The sequence below is a fragment of the Actinoplanes sp. NPDC048988 genome (assembly GCF_043197815.1).
Lineage (GTDB): Bacteria > Actinomycetota > Actinomycetes > Mycobacteriales > Micromonosporaceae > Actinoplanes.
The window spans coordinates 66416-86021 of the sequence record NZ_JBICTW010000025.1 but is presented as its reverse complement, the minus strand read 5'-3'; the positions used below and the strand labels follow the sequence as shown (position 1 = coordinate 86021).

Below are 19606 nucleotides of genomic sequence, written 5' to 3'. Positions count from 1 at the left end.
CGCCGCGACCGCAGCCGCCCGGTCACTCTGTGCGCAAGGCGACAACGGGGTCGAGCTTGCCCGCCCGCTGCGCCGGCACCACGCCGAAGACGATGCCGACGGCCGCCGACACCCCGAAGGCCAGCGTCAACGACCACCACGTGATCGCGGCCGGCACCGGCGACAGCCGATCCACGAGAAGGGCGGAGGAAATTCCCAAGGCCATTCCCAGTACGCCACCAAGAGTCGTCAGAAGCACGGCCTCCAACAGGAACTGCACGCCGATGTCGCGCGGCCGGGCGCCGACGGCCTTCCGCAGCCCGATCTCCCGGGTCCGCTCCCGCACCGACACCAGCATGATGTTGGAGACGCCGACCCCGCCCACGAGCAGGCTGATCCCGGCGATCGCGGCCAGCACGCCGGTGAGCACCCCGAGGATGTCGCCGAGCACCCCGAGGATCTGCTCCTGGGTGACGGCGCTGAAGTCCGACTCGGGATGCCGGTCGCTGAGCGCGGCCACCACCGCCGTCCCGAGCGCGCCGATCCGCTCCCGGTCCGGCGCCCGGATGGCCAGCCCGTCGATCCGGTCGGTGCCGAGCAGCCGCTGCGCCGCCGTGACCGGCACGTGCACCTCGCTGTCCCGGTCGACGCCGAGGCTCTGTCCCAGCCGTTCGAACGTCCCGATCACCCGGAACCGCACCCCGCCGATGGTGACCTGCCGCCCGATCGGATCCCGGTCCCCGAAAAGCGACGTCGCCACACCGGCCCCGAGCACAGCCACCCGCCGCCCGGTCGTCACATCCGTACGCGTCAGATAAGACCCTCGATCAAGCTTCCGTACGAACACCGTGGGAGTGGTCTCCAGCACCCCCTGCATGCTCGCGAAGGCGGACCGCGACCCGGCCCGAACCGTCTCCCCCGAACTGATGGTGACCGCCACCCGATCGCGATCCCCCACCACCCGGGTGACGGCGTCCACGTCATCCATGGTCAGCGTCGAGGCGGTGGGCGCCGCCCCCGCTTGGAGCCGCCCCGGAACCACAAGTAGGAGATTGCTGCCGAGCCCTTCCACCTGCTGCTCGATCTGCCGCTTGGTCCCGGTGCCGATCGCCACCAGAGCCACCACGGCCGCCACCCCGATGACCACACCGAGCATGGTCAGCACACTGCGCAGCCGATTGGCCCGCAGCGCGTCGATAGCCACCCGCCACGCCTCAGCCAGCCTCACTGGCCCTCCCCACCGGCCGCGAGCGCGGGCTGTCTGGACGATCCGGCTCTCGCTGAACACCGGCTCGCCCCAGATCACGAGGCTCAGGCGAAATATCGGACGCGGGCGAAATCTCCGGCCGGGAGGAAGTACCCGGCGGGGGCGAAATATCTGGCAAGGCGGGATGGTCCGGCCCGGGCGAAATGTCCGGTGAGGCGACGGGGCGCGGCGTGGGCGAAATATCCGGCCGGGAGGAAGTGCCCCGCGCGGGCGAAATGTCCGGCGACGAGGAGGTGCGCGGCGTGGGCGAAATGTGCGGCAGGGAGGAAAGACGTGGCGCGGGCGAAGAGTCCGGCAAGGCGGAAGTGCCCGGCGTAGGCGAAATGTCCGGGTCGGCGGAGGGGCGCGAGGTGGGTGAAAGGTCCGGCAAGGGAGAAGGACTTGGCGCGGGCGAAGGGTCCGGCAAGGGAGAAGGGCTTGGCGCGGGCGAAATGTCCGCAAAGGAAGAGGGGGCCTGCGGAAATGAAGGGCTCGACGTAGGCGAAATGTCCGGCGACAAGGAGAAGGCGGGCGGCGCCGGAGGAGGCGAGGGCAAGGGCGACGCGGGCGAAGGCGACGAAGAACCCGCTCCGGGCGATGTGGGTGGGGGCGAGGGTGAAGAGAGAGAAGCGGCCGTTTCAGGCGGCGCGGGTGGGGCGGGTGGGGGGTCGACGATCAGGCCGTCGCGCATGAGGATCTGGCGGTGGGCTCGGGCGGCTACGTCTCTGTCGTGGGTTACCAGGACTATGGCTACGCCGTCGGCGTTCAGGGACTCCAGGAGGGTCAGCACCGACTGGCCTGTGGTGGAGTCCAGGTTGCCGGTGGGCTCGTCGGCCAGGAGGACCGAAGGGCCGGTCACCAAGGCTCGGGCGATGGCCACCCGCTGCTGTTCGCCGCCGGACATCTGGTTGGGGCGATGGTCCAGGCGGTGGGCCAGGCCTACCCGTTCCAGCATCTCCGCGGCTCGGGCCCGGCGTTCGCGGCGGCCCACCCCGCGGTAGACCAGGGGTAGCGCCACGTTGTCGCGGGCTGTGGTTCGGGCCAGCAGGTGGAAGGACTGGAAGACGAAGCCGATCGTCTCGTTGCGCAGGCGGGCCATCTCGGCCGGGTTCAGGGTCGACACGTCCCGGCCGCCGATCAGCAGCTTGCCGCCGCTGGGGCGGTCCAGGCCGCCCAGCAGGTGCATCAGCGTCGACTTGCCCGAGCCGGAGGTTCCCACGATCGCCACGTAGTCGGTCGCCGAGACCGTCAGTGACACCCCGCGCAGCGCCGGCACCGAGACGCCGTCCAGGTCGTAGGTGCGGCTGACGTTATCGGCCACGATGGCGGCGGGGGCGGTCACGGCGCCTTGTCGCCGGGCTGGATCTCGTCGGCGCCGGAGACGGCGATCCGCTGGCCGGCGTTCAGGCCGTCGGTGATCTGGACGACGTCCTCGCCCTGCACGCCCAGGGTGACCGGCACCCGCTCGTACCGGTCGCCGCGGACCGTCCAGACGGTGTCCTTGCCGTCGACGTTGATGATCGCCGAGGCCGGCACCGTCACCGCGTCGTCGGCCTCGCGCACCTGGAGGCGGACGACGGCGCTCATCCCGGGGCGCGGGGTGGGCGCGTCGGTGCCGGCCGTGTCCAGGTCGAGGCGGACCTTGTACGAGACGCCGCCCCGCGCGGACGTCGTCGGGAGCAGGTCGATCGAGCGGACCTTGGCCCGGTACGAGGCGCCCGTGGCCGCGTCCAGCTCGACGGTCGCGGCGGTGCCGGCCTTGACCAGCAGGACGTCCGTCTCGTCGACCTCGGCGGTCAGGCCCAGCCTGCTCACGTCGACCACCGTGAGGATCGGCGTGCCGGCGGCCACGAAAGCACCCCGCGGCACGGCCTCGTCCACGCCGGGAAGAGGAGAACCGCCGGGAAGAGAAGAACCACCGCCAGGAGAGGAACCGGGAGGGGCGCCACCGGACAGCAGGTCGGTGAGGGAGCTGCCGCCGCTAGCCACGCCGCCGAGCTGCACGACGCCGGCGACCGGGGCGCGCAGCGTCAAAGCCTCGACGGCGGCGTCGGCCAGGTCGTACGCCTGCTCGGCCTGCAGCCGCTGAGCCGAGGACAGGGAGTTCACCGCCTCGCCCAGGGACGCCACGCCCTGCTGGACCGAGCGGAGAGCGGCCGCCGCCGCGGCCGAGGCCAGGTTGTACTGCCGGCGGGCCGCGTCGACCTGCTGCGACAGCGCCTGGCGGAGAGCCGGGTCGGTGATCTGGGCCGCCGCCGCTCGAGCTTCCCGGTACGCCTTCTCGGCGTTGGTGTCCGTCTGGTGGCGTACAGCAATAAATGCCGAGGTGTCACCCACCGTGACCGAACCGCCGGAGCTCTGCTCGACGGCGCGTTCCGCGGCGCGCCGGCGGGCCTCCAGCTCGGGAGAGTCGATCACGGCGACCACCTGGTCCTTCGAGACCTGCTGGCCGGCCTCGACGCGCAGTTCGGCCAGGGTGCCGGAGGCGGGAGCGCTGACCGTGGCGGCGGCACGGGCCGTCACCGAGCCCGGCGCCTCGACGATTTCGGCCACTGTGCCGAGGGTGGCCTGGCCGAGACCGACCCCACTCTTGTCGTCGCCGCACGAGGCGGCCGTGGAGCTGACCAGGAAGATCATCGCGGCGGCGATCACCAGGGGGCGTGAGCGGGTCACGCCCGCCACTCTATGCCGCGGCGGGAAATGAACCCCCTGAGCCGCCGGATCCGTAAAGAACGGAGCAGCGCCGACCGATGAACAAGGGGTGGAAATGATTAGCGCCGACGAGCTGACGGTCGTGCATCACGATGACAGCGTGAGCCGGTTCACCGACGTGCGGTACACGCTGAACCGGGACGGCCTGTGGCTGGTCACGTCGGGCGGGGTCGAGCGTCATTTCGGGGCGAACGAGGTGCTCACCACCCACGCGCGGAGGCGGGCCGCGTAGCGCGACCCGCCTGGCGGACGACGTCAGGTGCCGGGGCGGCGGCCGAACGTCTTGACCGTCATCCCGATCTTGCCGATGCCGTAGTACGCCTTGGCGTCGACCGGCAGCAGGTTGACGCAGCCGTGTGAGCCGCGCCACTTGTCGTGGATGTACGTGGTGGTCTGGTGGAAGCCCATCCCACCCTTGAAACGCTGCCAATAGGGCAGCCAGACCTCGTACGGGTCGGACCACTCCTTGGTCGTGCGCTTGTTGATCTTGTACTTACCGGCCGGCGTCCGGTAGCCCTTCATGCCGGTGCGGACGACGGTGAACGGCGTGATGCGCTTGCCGTTCTTCATCACCCACGAGGTCTGCCTGGTCAGGTTGACGCAGAACGTGACCCCGGACTTGGCGGCCTTGCAGTCGGCCACCTTGGTGTTCGCCAGGCGCGTGACCACGTCGAACGTGGTCGGGCCGGCGAGACCCTGAGCCGGCTGGATGCCGTACCTCTTCTGGAACTTCTTGATGTTGGCGCAGTCGGTCGCGGACTGCTTGCCGTCGACCGACATCTTGCCGAAGCCGCCGAGCTTGTTGAGCAGCGTCTCGACCTGCTTCTGGTACTTGCCCGTGGCGCAGCCAGCGGCTGCGGCCTTGGTCACGACGACCGCGGCCACAGGTTTGCTCACCACGGCGCCGGCACCGGCCGGTGACAGCGCCACGGCGCCGAGACCCCCGCCGACCAGGACCGCGATCGCGGTCCCGGTGAGGCGGGCGGCCACCCGTCTCACTCCCAATGTGGTTCCTCCCCAGGAAATGTGTTCGCATATCGAAGCACAGACGTGCGACACACACGTCCCGGGGAAGCGCCGTGGCGCGAATCCGGTAGTCAGTTGGCGTACAAAATGGACTATTTCATCGGGGTGGCGAAGTCCTGCACCCAGTACGTCGTGTGTTCACGGCCGATCGCCAGTCCGATGCCCATTTCGTGCAGATCACAGTTGAGGATGTTCTCGCGGTGCACCCGGCTGTGCATCCAGCCGTCGACGACCTCCCACGCGCTGTCCGCGCCCCGCGCGATGTTCTCGCCGTAGCGCTTCCAGTCGTAACCGGCGCGGCTCACCCGGTCGCCGGCACTGTCGCCGTTCGGCGAGTCGTGCTCGAAGTAGTCGCGCCGGGCCATGTCGGCCGCGTGCCGATTGGCCGCCTCGATGAGGCGCCGGTCAAGCTCCAGTGGTGCACAGCCACCCTGGCGCCGGTTCTGATTGACCAACACCAGGACCCTTTGCTGTACGGGGGCGGACGGGCTCGCCGAGATGTCGGCCGCCGTGACGTTCCGCCGGGCCGCGTCCATCACGCTGGACGGCCGCTGCACCTGCTGGCGCTGCACCTGCTGGCGCTGCACGCCGGCCCGCTGCGAGGCGGCCCGCTGCTCCGCCGCGCGCTGAGCCGCCGCCCGCTGCGCCGCCGCCCGCTGGGTGGCCGCGCGCTGAGCCGCCGCCCGCTGGGCCGCCGCTCGCTGGTCGGCCGCCCGCTGGGCGTCCTGCTGACGGTAGGAGAAGGCCGGCCGCTCCTCGTCCGAATTGTCGTAATCGTCGATCGAGTTGTCGTCGTCGCTTACGTTCGGGCGGTCGTCGGAGTCCCGGTAGTCGTCCGGCTCCTCGTCCACATCTGAATACCGGCCGTCGTCGGAGTGATCCGCCCCGAAGAACGGCCACCCGGGGAAGGCGAACCCTCCCCACCCCTGCGTGTCCGGCCTCTCGCCGGCATCCGCGGTGGTTGCCGCGACACCGCCCGCGAGCAACAGTGCCGACGCCGCCGCGCAGACGACCACTACAGGTTTCCGCATGCCCCGTAAACCCCATCGATTCCCGGGCGCCCGGCCTTCTCCGGTGCGCCGCTCGCCGGGGATCAACGTCACGACCCGGCCGCGGTCACTGACCTTCCGGCCGGCCGTATCCCGGCGCCGATCGGCGGCAATGCCTTCGATCCGCGGGGCGAGCAGGGGAAATACCTCGCTGGAGGGCAGCACGGGTGTCGCACAACCGCACAGACAATTCGGACAGTTCATTCGTACGGGGTAAGCCTGCGAGGTTGTCTTGGCAACCGGCCGGACGGTCCCGCCACAGTGGCCGGACTGGCAAGGTCTTCGCGGTGCGTAACCGATACCTGGATCTGCTTCGTGCCGCCGCCATCGTCCGGGTGATCGTGTACCACCTGTACGGCTGGCCGTGGCTCTCCGTCCTACTCCCCGCCATGGGCGTGATGTTCGCGCTGGCCGGCTCGCTCACCGCCGCCTCCCTGGACAAGCGCGCGGCGGCCCAGGTGGTCACCTCCCGGCTGCGGCGCCTGCTCCCCCCGTTGTGGCTGCTGGGGCTCATCGCCGTACCGGTGATGCTGGTGACCGGCTGGGCGGCCGAGAGCGACGGCGAGCACCCGTTCAGTGTGCCGAGCCTGCTCTTCTGGCTGGTGCCGATCGGTGACCCGCCCGGCAGCGACCAGGCCCTCGACGTGTGGGAGCCGCTCTGGTACATCCGGGCCTACCTGTGGTTCGTGCTGCTCTCCCCGGTGCTCTACCTCCTCTACCGCAAGGCCGGCTGGGCCGCTGTCGCGCTGCCTCTGGCGATCATGGCGGCGCTGGACGTCACCGGCTTCACGCTGCCGGACACGGCCGACGCGGCGCTCTGGGACTTCGTGACGTACGGCGCGTGCTGGGTGGCGGGCTTCGCCCACCACGACGGCCGCCTGACCCGGCTCAAGCTGTGGATCGCGGGCCCGGTGGCGCTCGTGCTCGCGGCCGGCGCCTACTACTTCATGCGCGACGAGGGCACGTACGACCTGAACGACATCTCCGAGGCGCAGGCGCTGTGGTCCCTGGCGTTCGTGCTGATCGCGCTCCGCTGGCAGCCCTCGATGGCCTGGCTGCCGAAGGTGAAGCCGCTGGACCGCACGGTCACCCTGATCAACAACCGGGCCGTCACCATCTACCTGTGGCACAACATCGCGATCGCCGCGGTCTGGCCGGTCCTGACCTTCCTGGCCCTGGACGACCTGGGCGACCGCATCGGCCACGCCGGCGACCTGCTCGCGGCCTTCCTGCTGACCATCCTGGCCGTGCTGGCTTTCGGCTGGGTCGAGGACCTGGCCGCCAAGCGCCGGCCCCGGCTCTGGCCGGCCGGCCCCTCCACCCGCTCCGCCGACGCGCCCGTCGGTACCGTCGCCAACCCCGCCAGCCCTTCCGCTCCCGCCGCTCCCCTCAGCGCCCCCGCCGCACCGAGTCGCGCCTCCAGGGTCAGCGACACGGCGTCCGCGATGGCCAACCTCGGCGACGCCAAGCGCCGGCAGACCGCCGCCTCCGCGATGCACCGCCTGCCCGCCAATTGGCCACCGATCCCCCGCGCGGAGAACCCCGGCCCGGCGGCGCCCGACCCAGCGGGGCCCGGCACTTCGGCACCCGGCTCATCGGCGACCAGCCCGATCGATCGGCCGGACCCGGTGGCGGCCGACCCGCACACGGACGACCCCGGCCTTCCGGTGGCGGGCCGCCGCGCCGGCGCGCTCGGTGGCGATCCCGGAGCCAAACCCGCCCTCCCGGCCGGGTGGGGCGCCTCGCAGGAACCCCGGGAGTCAGGCCCCGACGACGCGACGGAGTGGTTCCGGGGACAGCACGCCCGGGACTGATCCGGGGGCGGAGCCGAGGAAATCTCGTAAATGACGGATGAATCACTACTAATCTGACGGAATGCGGCAGTACGGACTAGCGCCGGTGCTCCCCGGGAACGAGGGCGCCGGAGTGTCGGCCCTCGTCTTCCGGGCCGGGCCTCTGCTCTGCGCGCTGCGGCTGGACGAGGTCATCGAGACCATGCGGCCGCTCGAGACCCGGCCGCTGGCCGGGACGCCCGCCTTCGTGCGCGGGATCAGCGTGCTGCGGGGCGTGCCCACCCCCGTGATCGACGTGTCGCGGCTGCTGGGTGGCGGGTCGGCCGAACCCGAGCGGTACATCGCCGTGCGCACCGACCGGGGCGCCGTCGCCTTCGGCACCGGCGCCGTGCTGGGTGTGCGCAACGTCGAGGCCGAGCCCTCCGGCGGGCACCCGGCCCTGCTCGGCGGGGGCAACAGCCGCCTCGTGGCCGGGGTCGGCACCCTCGGCACCGAGCCGCTGCTGCTCCTGCAGAGCATGCGGGCCGTGCCGGACGACGTCTGGGAAGCCGCCGCCGCCGCGGGCGTGGCGCCATGATCGGCGCGAACGATCTGATCCGTTTCCGGGAGCTGCTGGCCCGCCGGCTCGGCTGGACCTTCGCCGACAACGATCTGAGGCAGCTCACCGGGACGCTGCGGGAGCGGGCCGGCGCCAGCGGGATGGACGTCCGCGCGTACCTCGACCGTCTGTCCGCCCGGTCCTGGCCCGAGGAGATGGCCGTCCTGGTCGAGCGGCTCAGCATCACCGAGACCTACTTCTTCCGGCACGGCGAGCAGTTCCAGGCCCTGCGCGACGAGGCGCTGCCGGAACGGGTGGCGGCCCGGCGGGGTCAGCGCGTGCTGCGGATGCTCTCGGTGGCCTGCTCCTCCGGCGAGGAGGCGTACTCGCTGGCCATCACCGGCCTGACGGTGCGGCCGGACAGCGACTGGATCATCGACGTGACCGGTGTCGACGCCAATCCGGCGGTGCTGAGCCGGGCCGAGGCCGCCCGCTATTCGGACTGGTCGCTGCGGGAGACGCCGGACGACCTACGCCGCAAGTGGTTCCGTCCGGAGGAGGACGGGTACCGGGTCGCCGACGAGGCCAGACGGCTGGTGCGGTTCAAGCGGCACAACGTGGCCGAGGACGACCCGCAGCTGTGGCGTGACGGCCGGTACGACGTGATCTTCTGCCGCAACCTGCTCATGTACCTGACCCCGGACGTGGTGTCGGCGCTGGTCGAGCGGATGACCGCGGCGCTGGCCCCGGGCGGGTTCCTGTTCCTCGGCCACACCGACTCGCTCGGCAGCCGGGCCGACGGCCTCGAACTGCGGCAGAGCCACCACGTCTTCTACTACCGCAAGACCGACAAGTCCCCCGCCGCTGTCGCGCCATCCGTTCCGGAAGCCGCGGCGCCGGCCGAGAAGGCGGAGCCGAAGGAGACCACGTACAACCAAGCTCTGCTCCTGCTCCGTGAGGAGCGCTTCGCCGAAGCCCTCGACCTGATCGACGGCGAGCGCGGCACCCTGCTGCACGGCGTCCTGCTGGCCCAGTCCGGCCGCCTCGGGGAGGCGATCGCCCTGGCCCGCCGGCTGATCGAGGAGAACGGCCTCGACCCGGACGCCCACCAGCTGCTCGGGCTGTGCCTGGAGGGCGGGTCGGCCGTGGCCGAGGCGATCGGCCAGTACCGTCTCGCCGCCTACCTCGATCCCGGCTTCGCCCTGCCCCGGATGCGCCTGGGCCAGCTGGCCCGGCGCGGCGGCGACGACCGGGCCGCCGCCGGCGAGCTGGAACGCGCCCTCGACCTGCTGGCCCGGGAGACCGAGGAGCGGATCACCCTGTTCGGCGGTGGCTTCGGCCGCCTCGCGCTGACCGTGCAGTGCCGCTCGGAGCTCGACGCGTGCGGGGTCCGGCGATGAACACCGTCGTGAGCCGCCTCGAGGAGCTGCGGAAGGACTTCGACCGCTCGTTCGCCGACCCGGTCCGCAGCCACGACGACGAGCAGGTCGAGCTGCTGGCGATCCGGGCCGGTGGGCGCCCGTACGCCATCCGCCTCTCGCAGACCTCGGGTCTGCACCCGGACCGCCCGGTCACGCCGCTGCCGGGCCCGCAGCCGGCCCTGCTCGGCCTGGCCGGTTTCGCCGGGCAGGTGGTGCCCGTCTACGACCTGGCCGCGCTGCTCGGCCATCCGGTCGGCGAGCGGCCGCGCTGGCTCGTGCTGGCCGGCGGCGACCCGGCGCTGGGCCTGGCCTTCCACGACCTCGACGGGCACATACGGGTCGCCAACGCCGACATCGTGCGGGAGGCCGGCGGCAGCGGGGCCGTCGGGAGCGTCCGCGGCATGGTCGGGCTGCCCGGCGGCGTCCGCCCGATCATCGACGTTCCCGCGACGCGCGCCACCGTGCACGCGCTGACCGGACACCAAGTCACCGACCAGGAGGCCGCACGATGATGGCGGGACGCACCTTCGGCACCAAGCTGGCGGCCGGTTTCGGCCTGACGCTGTTCCTGACCCTGCTGATGACCGTCACCTCGCTGGTGGCGCTGCGCTACGTGCTGCACACCAAGGACGCCGTGATCGACTCGGCGCGGGTGAACCTGGTCGGGGCCGAGGCGCTGAGCGCGCTCATGGAGTCCCGGATCGCCGACTACCGCGGCTACCTGCTGACCGGCACCGACGAATACCTCAGCGGGACGAACACCGACCGCTCCAAGTTCCTGGCCCAGCTCGAGTCGCTGCGCGAGACGATCGACAACCCGACCTCGAAGACCATGCTCCAGAAGGTCGCCGATTCCGAGGCGATCCACGCCGGACTCGTGTCGGGGCTGATCACCCAGCGGGCGAAGATCACCAACCTGAGAAGCGTGGCCCAGTTCAGCGGCAACGAGGCGGTCAAGGCGGCCCGGGTCACCGTGCAGAAGGCCATCGCCGACCTGATCGCGCAGGTGCAGCGGACGGTGAACGCCAAGAGCGACGCCTCGTCGACGCGCGCCATGTGGGCGATGATCTTCATCATCGTGATCGGCGTGTTGCTCATCGGCGGCGCGGCCGGGGTCGCCTGGAAACTCAGCCGCGATCTGAAACGGGAGGTCGGCGCGGCCGTCGGGCACATCCAGAGCTCGTCGGCCCAGCTCGAGGCGGCCGCCGCGCAGCAGGCCGCGGGCGGCCGCGACCAGGCCAGCGCGATGAGCGAGATCACCACGACGATCAGCGAGCTGCTGATCACCTCGCGGCAGATCGCGGAGAGCGCCCAGCGCGTCTCCAAGGTCGCCGAGGAGACGGCGGAGGCGGCCCGCACGGGCGACGCCACCATCGACCAGACCCGCGCGTCGATCACCGCCATCCGCACCCAGGTCGACCAGATCGTGCAGCACATGCTGGCCCTGGGCGAGAAGTCGCAGCAGATCGGCGGCGTGGTCGACCTCGTGTCCGAGCTCGCCGAGCAGACGAACATCCTGGCCATCAACGCGACCATCGAGGCCAGCGGCGCCGGCGAGTGGGGCCGCCGGTTCGCGGTGGTGGCCGAGGAGATCCGCAAGCTGGCCGACCGGACCGCGGCCAGCGCCAAGGAGATCCGCGCCCTGATCGAGGACGTCCGGGGCGCGGTCAACACGACGGTGATGGCCACCGAGATCGGCGCCAAGGCCGTGGACTCGGGATCCCGGCAGTTCGACGACGCCACCAGCTCGTTCCGCCGCATCGTCGGGCTGGTCTCGACCACCAGCGACGCCACCCGCGAGATCGAGTTGTCGACCAAGCAGCAGACCACCGCGGTCGAGCAGGTGAACGTGGCCGCCTCGGACACCGCCCGGGTCACCCGGGAGACCGAGGCCAGCGCGGTGCAGACGAAGCAGACCGCGGCCCACCTGACCACGCTCTCCAGCGAGCTGCTCGACCTGGTCGGCACCGGGCGTCACTGATGGCCGACCGCGATCCGCTGCGCTATTTCCGGATCGAGGCCGCCGAGCTGGTCGACCAGATCAGCGCGGGCGTCCTCGATCTGGACCAGCAGCCCGGCACCGAGGTGGTGGCCCGGCTGCTGCGCTACGCGCACACCCTCAAGGGCGCGGCCCGGGTGGTCAAGCAGCCGGAGATCGCGGAGCAGGCCCACGCGTTCGAGGAGGTGCTGGTCCCGCACCGCGACGACGCCTCTCCCCTGCCGGCCGACGAGATGCGCGAGCTCCTGCGCCTCAACGACGAGATCGCGAGCCGGGTCGCGTCCCTTCAAGGTCAAAATCCGGGTTCCGAGGTACGCGGGGTGGAAGCGGCCCCAGCACAGGAGACGCCGCCACCGCCCGATCCGGCGGCTCCCCCTCCGGAACCCGCCGAGACCGCCCCCGCGCCCGAGCGGGCCGTCACCGCCGACCTCGACGAGCTGCTGGACGCCATCGGTGAGGCCAACTCGCGGATCGCCCCGTTGCGGGACGGCAGCCGCACCCTGGCCACCCTGCACCGCCGGGTGGAGACCCTCGGCGACCGCCTGCGCACCGGCCGGATCGGCGGCGACGACGCCGTCACCCGGGGCAGCGTGCAGCGCCTCGCGGCCGACCTGGGCGCCCTCGGCCGCCGCCTGGTCGACGCCGTCGACCAGGTCGAACGGGAACTCGACGAGGTGCGCGGCCGGGCCGAGGGCCTGCGCCTGGTCCCCGCCGGCACCATCTTCACCGCCCTGCGCCGGGCCGTGCGCGACGCCGCCGACGCCGACGGCAAACGGGTCCACTTCCACGCCACCGGCGCCGACGTGCGGATGGGCCCGCAGCTGCTCAACCAGGTCAGCGGCGCCTTCCTGCACGTGGTGCGCAACGCCGTCGTGCACGGCGTCGAGCCGGAGCCGCTGCGCCTGGCCGCCGGCAAGCCGGCCGAGGGCTCGGTCACCGTGCACGTCGAGCGGCGCGGCCGCTGGGCCGAGTTCCGCTGCACCGACGACGGGCGCGGCTTCGACCTGGACGCGCTGCGCCGCACCGCCGTGGACCGCGGCCTGCTCTCCCCCGGCGCCGATTCCGATCCGCGCACCCTGATCGACCTGGTGCTGCACGGCGGCATCAGCACGTCGCCGGCGGTGACCGACGTCGCCGGCCGCGGCATCGGCATGGACGTGGTGCGCGACGTGGCCGACCAGCTCGGCGGCAGCGTCTCGATCGACAACCGGCCGGGGCTCGGCGCCACCGTGCTGCTCGTCGTGCCGCTCACCCTGCTGAGCATGAACGGCCTGCTGGTCGAGGCGGGCGAGCACACCGTCACCATGCCGCTGGACGCGGTCCGCCGCTGCGTGCGCCTCTCGGCCGAGCAGACCTCGGTCGCCATCGACACCGGCCGGCTCGCCCACGAGGGCCGGGTGGTGCCGTTCCTGCCGCTGTGCCGCGCCCTGCATCGGGAGTCCGAGCTGACCGGGACCGGGGTGGCGATAGTGCTGAGCGCCGACGGCGAGACGGCCGCGATCGGCGTCGACCGGCTCGCCGGCACCACCACGCTGGTCGCCCGCCCGCTGCCCGACCTGGCCCCGGCCGCCCCGGTGATCGGCAGCGTCTCGATCGACCTCGACGGCAATCCCCGTCTGGTGCTGGACCCGCACGGCCTGGTCGCCCAGGCCCGCCAGGTCGGGCCCACGGCCGGCGGCCCGGCCACCGACACCACCGGCCGCCAGTTGCCCATCCTCGTGGTCGACGACTCGCTGACCACGCGCATGCTCGAGCGCAGCATCCTCGAGTCGGCCGGGTACGAGGTCGACCTGGCCGCCTCCGGCGAGGAGGGCCTGGAGAAGGCCCGCTCCCGCGAGTACGGGCTGATCCTGTCTGACATCGACATGCCCGGCATCGACGGCTTCACCTTCGTGGCCGAGACCCGGGCCGACCCCACCCTGGCCCGCGTGCCGGCCATTCTGGTCAGTTCCCGGGCCACTGCCGAGGACCGCCGCCGCGGCACCGAGGCGGGCGCGTCCGCGTACGTGGTCAAGGGTGAGTTCAACCAGGAAGAGCTCCTCTCGCACATTCGGAGGCTGATCCTTCGATGATCCGTGTCCTGCTCGTCGAGGATTCCGCGACCATGCGCAACCACCTGCGCGAGTCGCTCGCCGCCGACCCGGAGCTCCAGGTCGTGGGCGAGGCGACCGACGGCCCCGACGCCGTCGCGATGGTGGCCCGGCTGCGCCCGGACGTGGTGACCATGGACATGATGCTGCCCACGATGAGCGGCCTGGTCGCCACCGAGCACATCATGGCCGAGCATCCGACGCCGATCCTGGTCGTCTCGTCGGCCGACCGGCAGGAGATGTTCAGCACCTACAACGCGCTCGCGGCGGGCGCGGTCGACGTGATGGAGAAGCCGCGCGGCGACGGCAGCGACGCCGACTGGGGCCGCCGACTCTGCCAGTCGGTGCGGCTGGTCTCGCGGATCCGGGTGATCACGCATCCCCGGGCCCGGCTGGACGGGCGGCCCAACGCCAGCCCGCCACGCGCGGCCGCGCCGGCCCCGGCCACCGTCGGGCCGGTCACCGAGACCTTCCGGGCGGTGGCGCTGGGCGCCTCCACCGGCGGGCCGGGCGCCCTCACCGAACTGCTGCGGGCGCTGCCCATCGGGTTCCAGCCGCCGGTGCTGTGCGTGCAGCACATCGCGGCCAGCGAGCCGTTCGCGGTGGCCTTCTCCGACTGGCTGGCCGGGCAGACCGGGCGCGACGTGGCCTACGCGCGCGACGGCACGCCGATCGGCGCGGCCACCGGCCGGGTGGTGCTGGCCCCGCCCGACCGCCACCTGTACGTGCGCGACGGCGTGCTGCGGCTCAGCGACGCGCCGCCCCGGCACTCGTGCCGCCCGTCGGTCGACGTGCTGTTCGAGTCGGTGGCGGCCGAGTTCGGCTCGGCGGCGGCCGGCTGCCTGCTGACCGGGATGGGCCGCGACGGCGCCGACGGCCTGCTGCGGATGCGCTCGCGCGGCGCCGCCACCTTCGCCCAGGACGAGGCCAGCTGCGTGGTCTACGGCATGCCGCGCGAGGCCGCCCTGCTCGGCGCGGCCGCGTACATCATGCCGCCGGCCCGGATAGCGGCCCGGCTGGTCGACCTGCAACCCTCCGGGAGCCGGCGATGACCCGGCAGGTGCTGATCGTCGACGACAGCCTCACCGTGCGGATGGACCTGCACGACGCCTTCAACGCGGACGGGTTCGCCACCATCCTGTGCGCGTCCGGGGCCGAGGCGCGGGCGGCGTTCGTGGCGGCCGAGTTCGACGTGGCCGTGCTCGACGTGATGCTGCCCGACGCCGACGGACTGGAACTGCTGACCGAGCTGCGGGGCATGCCGAGCCGGACGGGCGTGGTGACCGTGCTGCTGTCCAGCGAGGACGAGGTGGCCGACCGGCTGGCCGGGCTGCGCACCGGCGCCGACGAGTACGTCGGCAAGCCGTACGACGCCGGTTACGTCGTGGCCCGCACCCGGCAGCTGCTCGGCGACGGGCCCGTGCGGGCCGACGACCGCACCACGATCCTGGTCATCGACGACAGCATGACCTTCCGCGAGCAGCTGCGGGAGCTGCTGGAGGGTGAGGGGTACGCGGTGCTGACCGCGCCCAGCGGCGAGGACGGCCTGCGCACGGCGGCCGACCGGCGCCCGCAGGCGATCATCGTCGACGGTGTGATGCCCGGCATCGACGGCGCCACGGTGATCCGCCGGGTCCGCCTCGACCCGGCGCTGCGCGACATCCCGTGCATCCTGATGACCGCAGCCGACGACTACGCCACCGAGCTGCAGATGCTCGACGCCGGAGCGGACGCGTTCGTCCGCAAGCAGCAGAACCTGGCGATCGTGCCGGCCAAGCTGAACGCGGTGCTGCGGCAGAGCGCCGAGCAGCTGCCGATCGAGGTCACCGGCAGCCTGCACGGCCCGAGCAAGGTCCTGGCGCTGACCCCGGACAAGGATCGGTTGTCCGATCTGGCCCACGCGCTGCGGGCCGACGGCTACGACGTGGTGCCGGTCGCCGGCATCGACGACGCCCTCGACCTGCTGGCCGAGCAGCCGGTCGACTGCATCGTGCTCGGCATGGGCCTCTCCGGTGACCTGGGCCGCGACGCGTGCCGGCGCATCAAGGAGGTGCCGGTGATCGGCGAGACGCCGGTGGTGATGACCGGCGCCACCGACGAGGACATGCTCGAGTGCCTGGCCGCCGGGGCCGACGACTACGTACGGACGGAGTCCGGGGCCGAGGCGTTGCGTGCCCACGTCCGTACGCAGATCCGCCGCAAGCAGTCGCACGACGAGAGCCGCCGCATCCGCGAGGAGCTGATGCGGCGCGAACTCGACGCGGCCGAGGAGCGTTCGGCCCGGCAGCTCGCCGAGACCCGGGCCGCCCTGGTCGAGGAGCTGGAGTGGCGCAACCGCGAGCTGGAGGCGTTCTCCGGCTCGGTCTCGCACGACCTGCGCGGCCCGCTGCAGGTGATCAGCAGCTTCGCCGAGCACATGCTCGACGACGAGGACGACCCGCTCAGCGAGGAGGCCCGCCGCCGGCTGGGCCGCATTCAGGCGGCCGCGCTGCGGATGGCCGACCTGGTCGAGTCGCTGCTGATCCTGGCCCGGGCCAGCCGCGGCGACCTGCGCCGGGAGAGGTTCGACATGACCGCCACCACCTGGTCGGTCATAGGAGAGGTGGAGGCCCGCGAACCGGGCCGCGAGATCGGCTTCACCGTGCACGACGCGATGACCGCCGACGCCGACGAGGGCCTGGTCCGGGTCATCCTGGAGAACCTGATCAACAACGCGGTCAAGTTCACCCGCAAGGTCGAGCGCCCGGCGATCGAGGTGGGCCGCACGCCGAGAGGCTTCTTCGTCCGCGACAACGGGGCCGGTTTCCCGGCCGGCAAGGCGGGCGAGCTGTTCCGCCCGTTCGCCCGGCTGCACAAGGCCGAGGAGTTCCCCGGCACCGGCATCGGCCTGACCACCGTGCACCGCGCGGTGGAGCGCCACGGCGGCGAGATCTGGGCCGAGGGCGAGGACGGGCGCGGCGCCACCTTCTGGTTCACCCTGCCGCCGGCGCCTCCGGCCGATCCGCCGGGACCGGAGCGCCGGGGCCAGGCGCGGCGTCACGGTTAGCCGACACCTCGTCCATGTGCGTCTCGGCCCAGCGTTTGAGTGCGCGCATCGTCTCGTGCAGGGAAAGGCCGAGCGGAGTCAGCTCGTACGAGACGGTGACCGGGACCGTCGGCGTCACGGTGCGGCTGACCAGGCCGTCGCGCTCGAGCGAGCGCAGCGTCTGGGTGAGCATCTTCTGGCTGACGCCGGCCAGCAGCCGGGACAGCTCCGAGTAGCGCATCGCCCGCGGCTCGCCGCCGCAGTCCGGCCCGCTGCCCAGCGCGCTCAGGATCAGCGTGACCCACTTGCCGGAGATCCGCTCGAGCAGTTTCTGGCTCGGGCACAAGGCCAGGAACGCGTTGTACTCCGCCTTCGCTTCGGCCCGCCGCCGCGCCGCCGTCGTCGTCGCCATGCCACCCGCCCGTGCCTAACGCACCCTGAGGTGCCCACTTCCCAATGGAGAGTTACCAGCTCAGAGTAGAGCGCATGTCAAACACTTCCCTTCCCGGCGGCACCTGGACGCTCGGGGACCTGACCGTCACCCGCTTCGGCTACGGCGCCATGCAACTCGCCGGCCCGTGGGTGATGGGGCCGCCGGCGGACCGCGAGGGCGCCCTGGCCGTCCTGCGCGAGGCGGCCGAACTCGGCATCACCCACATCGACACCAGCGACGCGTACGGCCCACACCTCACGAACCGGCTGATCCGCGAGGCCCTGCACCCGTACCCCGCGGACCTGCACGTCGTGACCAAGGTCGGCGCCACCCGGGACGCCCAGGGCGGCTGGCCGCCGGCCCGCGACCCCGACAGCCTGCGCCGCCAGATCCACGAGAACCTGCGGAACCTGGGCCTGGAGACCCTCGACGTGGTGAACCTGCGTCTCGGCACCGCCGAAGGCCCGCAGCCGGGTTCGGTGGCCGAGGCGTTCGCCACCTTGGCCGACCTCCAGCGGCAGGGCCTGATCCGGCACCTCGGCGTGAGCAACGCGACCGCCGACCAGGTCGCCGAGGCGCGGTCGATCGCCCCCATCGTGTGCGTGCAGAACATGTACAACCTGGCCCACCGCCACGACGACGCCCTGATCGACGAGCTGGCCGCCGACGGCATCGCCTACGTGCCGTTCTTCCCGCTCGGCGGCTTCAGCCCGCTGCAGTCGGGCGCACTGACCGCCGTGGCGACCCGGCTGCAGACGACACCGATGTCCGTGGCCCTGGCCTGGTTGCTGCGGCGCTCCCCCAACATCCTGCTCATCCCGGGCACGTCCTCCGTCGCCCACCTACGGGAGAACGTGGCCGGGGCCGCCCTCACCCTGACCGAGGACGACGCCGCCGAGCTGGAGAAAATCGCCCTGTGACGTGGAGGCCGCGGTGCCTGGCCGGAGCCACGTGCCGCGGCTAAACTCCGCCGCGGAGGGCCGGACCATATCGAGGACGGCGGGGCCGAGACGAGGATGTGGCCGGTTGACCCATGGCGGACGACCTGAGCAGCTGAAGCCCTCGATCACCGGTAAGGCCGCCCTAACGATCGCGCAATGCCGAGAGATCCATCGTCTGGCCGTGGCAGGCCGGGAGTCGACAATCGCGAGGGACGCCGGTGGCCGGTTGGCCGAAGCGTTGCTGCGCCGATCACGATTCGCTGAGGTAGCGGCTCTCGCCAACGCCACTCTTTCACTTGGCAAGGACGCAGATGCGTTCTATCACCTAGGCAGGTCCCTTGCCTCGACAGGGCAGAGCCGCGAAGCCTTGGCTAAGTTCCAACAGGCGTGGGATTCGCACCGCGAGGCGGGCAACCACGCCGGCGAGGCGTCTGCCCTCTCCGGCATAGGACTAACCTACAACCGCATCGGTGATCACCGACGCGCCTTGATGTACTACGAGCAGTCGCTTCGCATCACCCGAGAGATAGGCGACCTCGCAGGCGAAGCCACGGTCCTTCAGAATATCGGTCTCGCACACAAGGACCTTGGAGACCTGAGACAGGCCCTAGCTTACTACGAGCAGGCCTATTCCATTACCCAGAAAGAAGGCGACCGCGCAAGAGAAGCAACCATTCTCAGCAATATCGGTGCCGCATACGGTGGCCTGGGAGACCAGCAGAAGTCCTTGGGTTACCTACATCAGTCCTTGCCTATACGCCGACAGGTCGGCGACCGTGCAGGCGAGGCAGCGACCCTTCACAACATTGGCGCCGCGTACGACAATCTTGGAGATTGGCAGCAAGCTCTGGCTCACTACCACGAGGCCTTGCTCATTTACCGAGACGTCGGTGACCGCCCGGGAGAAGCAGCCGCACTTCACGGTGTTGGCCTCGCGCAGAACCAGCTCGGTGACCAGCAGGGCGCCATGACGTATTACGAGCAGGCTCTGGCGATCGCCCGAGAGTTCGAGGCTCGAACCATTGAAGCGACTACGCTCAGCGACATCGGCCAAATCCGCTTCGGCCGAGGTGATCTCGCGGGCGCCAAGCAAGCGATCGATGAGGCGCTCAAAATTGTGCGCGTCATAGGTGACCGAAGCCTCGAGGCTGTGCTGGAATTCAACTTGGCCGCCTTGTTCACCCACATGGAACGACGGGACGACGCCGTCAAGACTCTATGCCGGGCGATATCCTTGGCGGAACAAACGGAACACCCAGCGCTGGCCGACATGCGGGAATTTCTCGTTCGAATCCAGCAGTAGGCCGTGGAGCAGGACAGGCCCGTGCAGTCGCCGGCCGGCGACTGCACGGGT

At 71.5% G+C, this 19606-nt stretch carries 16 protein-coding genes and 1 pseudogene; 11 read left to right on the top strand and 6 right to left on the bottom strand.

Translation table 11 applies throughout. The annotated features are described in order from the left end of the window. Positions 1-22: 22 nt before the first annotated feature. The 3 genes and pseudogenes from ACGFJ7_RS43705 to ACGFJ7_RS43695 form a co-directional block, all read right to left on the bottom strand. Complete coding sequence (locus ACGFJ7_RS43705) at positions 23-1207, bottom strand: ABC transporter permease (protein WP_360254174.1); 1185 nt, start codon at positions 1205-1207, stop codon at positions 23-25. Between the two features lie 592 nt (positions 1208-1799). Continuing rightward, positions 1800-2567, bottom strand: a pseudogene (locus ACGFJ7_RS43700) (ABC transporter ATP-binding protein); the annotation flags it as partial. Continuing rightward, positions 2564-3898, bottom strand: coding sequence for an efflux RND transporter periplasmic adaptor subunit (locus tag ACGFJ7_RS43695; RefSeq protein ID WP_392648119.1), 1335 nt, complete (start codon positions 3896-3898; stop codon positions 2564-2566). The gene ACGFJ7_RS43695 and the pseudogene ACGFJ7_RS43700, both read right to left, overlap by 4 nt. 94 nt (positions 3899-3992) lie before the next feature. On the opposite strand from ACGFJ7_RS43695, the gene ACGFJ7_RS43690 reads away from it, so the two are divergent. Beyond that, the gene (locus tag ACGFJ7_RS43690; RefSeq protein ID WP_360254170.1) at positions 3993-4169 is read left to right on the top strand and encodes a hypothetical protein; all 177 of its coding nucleotides are present in this window, start codon (positions 3993-3995) and stop codon (positions 4167-4169) included. Positions 4170-4192: 23 nt separating this feature from the next. Here the strand turns inward: ACGFJ7_RS43690 and ACGFJ7_RS43685 are convergent, their stop codons facing one another. Both ACGFJ7_RS43685 and ACGFJ7_RS43680 read right to left on the bottom strand, forming a co-directional pair. Next, positions 4193-4942, bottom strand: coding sequence for a L,D-transpeptidase family protein (locus ACGFJ7_RS43685; protein WP_360254168.1), 750 nt, complete (start codon positions 4940-4942; stop codon positions 4193-4195). 113 nt (positions 4943-5055) lie between these two features. Continuing rightward, a complete protein-coding gene (locus ACGFJ7_RS43680; protein WP_392648115.1) occupies positions 5056-5994 on the bottom strand; it encodes a CAP domain-containing protein in 939 nt (312 codons plus the stop codon). Positions 5995-6299: 305 nt separating this feature from the next. Here ACGFJ7_RS43680 and ACGFJ7_RS43675 point away from each other — a divergent pair, with 305 nt between their 5' ends. From ACGFJ7_RS43675 to ACGFJ7_RS43640, 8 genes are all read left to right on the top strand, one after another. After that, positions 6300-7826, top strand: coding sequence for an acyltransferase family protein (locus ACGFJ7_RS43675; RefSeq protein ID WP_392648112.1), 1527 nt, complete (start codon positions 6300-6302; stop codon positions 7824-7826). Positions 7827-7887: 61 nt separating this feature from the next. Continuing rightward, the gene (locus tag ACGFJ7_RS43670) at positions 7888-8382 is read left to right on the top strand and encodes a chemotaxis protein CheW (protein WP_360254162.1); all 495 of its coding nucleotides are present in this window, start codon (positions 7888-7890) and stop codon (positions 8380-8382) included. Further along, on the top strand, positions 8379-9743 hold the full coding sequence (locus ACGFJ7_RS43665) for a CheR family methyltransferase (RefSeq protein WP_392648109.1): 1365 nt from the start codon (positions 8379-8381) through the stop codon (positions 9741-9743). Before ACGFJ7_RS43670 ends, ACGFJ7_RS43665 begins: the two co-directional genes overlap by 4 nt. Then, positions 9740-10276, top strand: coding sequence for a chemotaxis protein CheW (locus ACGFJ7_RS43660; RefSeq protein ID WP_360254158.1), 537 nt, complete (start codon positions 9740-9742; stop codon positions 10274-10276). Before ACGFJ7_RS43665 ends, ACGFJ7_RS43660 begins: the two co-directional genes overlap by 4 nt. Beyond that, on the top strand, positions 10273-11745 hold the full coding sequence (locus ACGFJ7_RS43655) for a methyl-accepting chemotaxis protein (protein ID WP_392648107.1): 1473 nt from the start codon (positions 10273-10275) through the stop codon (positions 11743-11745). Before ACGFJ7_RS43660 ends, ACGFJ7_RS43655 begins: the two co-directional genes overlap by 4 nt. Continuing rightward, the gene (locus ACGFJ7_RS43650) at positions 11745-13835 is read left to right on the top strand and encodes a response regulator (protein ID WP_392648105.1); all 2091 of its coding nucleotides are present in this window, start codon (positions 11745-11747) and stop codon (positions 13833-13835) included. Before ACGFJ7_RS43655 ends, ACGFJ7_RS43650 begins: the two co-directional genes overlap by 1 nt. Continuing rightward, positions 13832-14905: a chemotaxis-specific protein-glutamate methyltransferase CheB gene (gene cheB / locus ACGFJ7_RS43645; RefSeq protein WP_360254152.1), complete on the top strand. Its 1074-nt coding sequence runs from the start codon at positions 13832-13834 to the stop codon at positions 14903-14905. The genes ACGFJ7_RS43650 and cheB overlap by 4 nt, the downstream gene beginning before the upstream one ends. Next, entirely contained in the window at positions 14902-16899 is a 1998-nt protein-coding gene (locus ACGFJ7_RS43640; protein WP_360254150.1) for a response regulator, read from the top strand. Before cheB ends, ACGFJ7_RS43640 begins: the two co-directional genes overlap by 4 nt. Here ACGFJ7_RS43640 and ACGFJ7_RS43635 read toward each other — a convergent pair. Next, a complete protein-coding gene (locus tag ACGFJ7_RS43635; protein WP_360254148.1) occupies positions 16826-17290 on the bottom strand; it encodes a helix-turn-helix domain-containing protein in 465 nt (154 codons plus the stop codon). The genes ACGFJ7_RS43640 and ACGFJ7_RS43635 overlap by 74 nt on opposite strands. A 74-nt stretch (positions 17291-17364) precedes the next feature. Between ACGFJ7_RS43635 and ACGFJ7_RS43630 the strand changes: the two genes are divergently transcribed. Beyond that, complete coding sequence (locus tag ACGFJ7_RS43630) at positions 17365-18231, top strand: aldo/keto reductase family oxidoreductase (RefSeq protein WP_392648100.1); 867 nt, start codon at positions 17365-17367, stop codon at positions 18229-18231. Between the two features lie 106 nt (positions 18232-18337). Next, a complete protein-coding gene (locus ACGFJ7_RS43625; RefSeq protein ID WP_360254144.1) occupies positions 18338-19555 on the top strand; it encodes a tetratricopeptide repeat protein in 1218 nt (405 codons plus the stop codon). Positions 19556-19606: the final 51 nt, after the last annotated feature.